This window comes from Rhizobacter sp. P1_G5, assembly GCF_056405435.1.
The window spans coordinates 1-1,513 of record NZ_JBFUCB010000952.1 but is presented as its reverse complement, the minus strand read 5'-3'; the positions used below and the strand labels follow the sequence as shown (position 1 = coordinate 1,513).

Below are 1,513 nucleotides of genomic sequence, written 5' to 3'. Positions count from 1 at the left end.
CTCGACGATGGCCTTGATCGGCGCGAAGCCGGTGCCGCTGGCCAGCAGCACCATCGGCTTGTCGGAATCTTCGCGCAGGAAGAAGCTGCCGAMCGGGCCTTCGAGACGCAGGATCTCTTTTTCCTTCATCGCGCCGAACACATGGTCGGTGAACTTGCCGCCCGGCATGTGGCGGATGTGCAGTTCGATGCCGGGCTGCTGCTCCTGCGTGTGCGGCGCGTTGGCCATGCTGTAGCTGCGGCGGCTGCCATCGCGCAGCACGAACTCGACGTACTGGCCGGCGTGGTAGCGCAGGCGGTCATTGGCCGGCAGCTGCAGGTGCAGCACCGCCACGTCGCCGGCCGGCCGCTCGATGCGGTTGACGCGGCACGGCATCTTGCGCACCGGGAACTCGCCGGCGCCGGCGACGGTGCGGGCCTCGAGCACCACGTCGGTCTGCGGTGCGGCGCAGCAGGTCAGCACGAAGCCGGCCTCTTCCTCGGCGTCGCTCAGCGCCTTGGCCTGGTGGGCGCCGTGGATCACGCGGCCTTCGAGCAGCTTGCACTTGCAGGAGCCGCAGGCGCCGTCCTTGCAGCCGTAGGGCAGGCCGATGCCCTGGCGGATCGCTGCCGCGAGGATCGGCTCGTCGCGATCGACCTGGAAACTCGTGCCGCTGGGCTGCACGGTCGCGGTGAAAGTCATGGGGTAACCTGTTGACAGGCCCTAGAAACCAGCCCCCGATTCTGCCCGCGATCCAATGCCCTTCCGCCCGGACCTGCCGACCCGCTTCAAGCGCCCCACCGTGTTGATCGTCGGCTGTGGCGACGTCGGGCAGCGCGTTGCCCGCCTGCTGCAAGGGCGCTGGCGCGTGCTGGCCCTCACGTCGTCGCCTGCGCGCGCRCCGGCGCTGCGCGCGCTCGGGGCGCTGCCGCTGCTGGGCAACCTGGACGATCCCGCGACGCTCGGCCGCCTCGCCGGCCTGGCCGACGCGGTGCTGCACCTGGCGCCGCCGCCGGGTGAGGGGCCGAGCGATCCGCGCACCGCGGCGCTGCTGCACGCGCTGGCCCGCTCGACGCGCGTGCGTCGCATCGTCTACGGCAGCACCAGCGGCGTGTATGGCGATGCCGGCGGTGCGCGCTTCGACGAGACCCGCGCGCCGCTGCCGGCCAGCGACCGCGCGCGGCGGCGCGTGGATGCCGAAGCGCGGCTGCGCTGGCACGGCAGGCGCTTCGGGGTGGCGGTGACGATCCTGCGCATCCCCGGCATCTACGCCGCCGACCGGCCGGGCGGGCACCCACGCGAGCGGCTGGCACGCGGCACGCCGGTGCTGCGCGCCGAAGACGACGTGTACACCAACCACATCCATGCCGACGACCTGGCGCGCGCCTGCATCGCCGCGCTGCACCGCGGCCTGCCGCAGCGCGTGGTGCATGCGAGCGACGACACCGAGCTGAAGATGGGCGACTACTTCGACCTGGCCGCCGACCTGTGCGGCCTGCCGCGCCCGCCGCGCATCACGCGCGACGAGGCGCGG

General features: G+C 72.7%; 2 protein-coding genes. One reads left to right on the top strand and one right to left on the bottom strand.

Annotation, left to right across the window (positions count from 1 at the left end; all coding sequences use genetic code 11):
• On the bottom strand, positions 1-681 hold a 681-nt coding region (locus AC1D12_RS33040; protein ID WP_477845340.1), incomplete at its 3' end, for a 2Fe-2S iron-sulfur cluster-binding protein.
• Positions 682-736: 55 nt separating this feature from the next.
• Here AC1D12_RS33040 and AC1D12_RS33035 point away from each other — a divergent pair.
• The coding region (locus AC1D12_RS33035; RefSeq protein ID WP_477845339.1) for an SDR family oxidoreductase at positions 737-1,513 on the top strand (777 nt) is incomplete at its 3' end.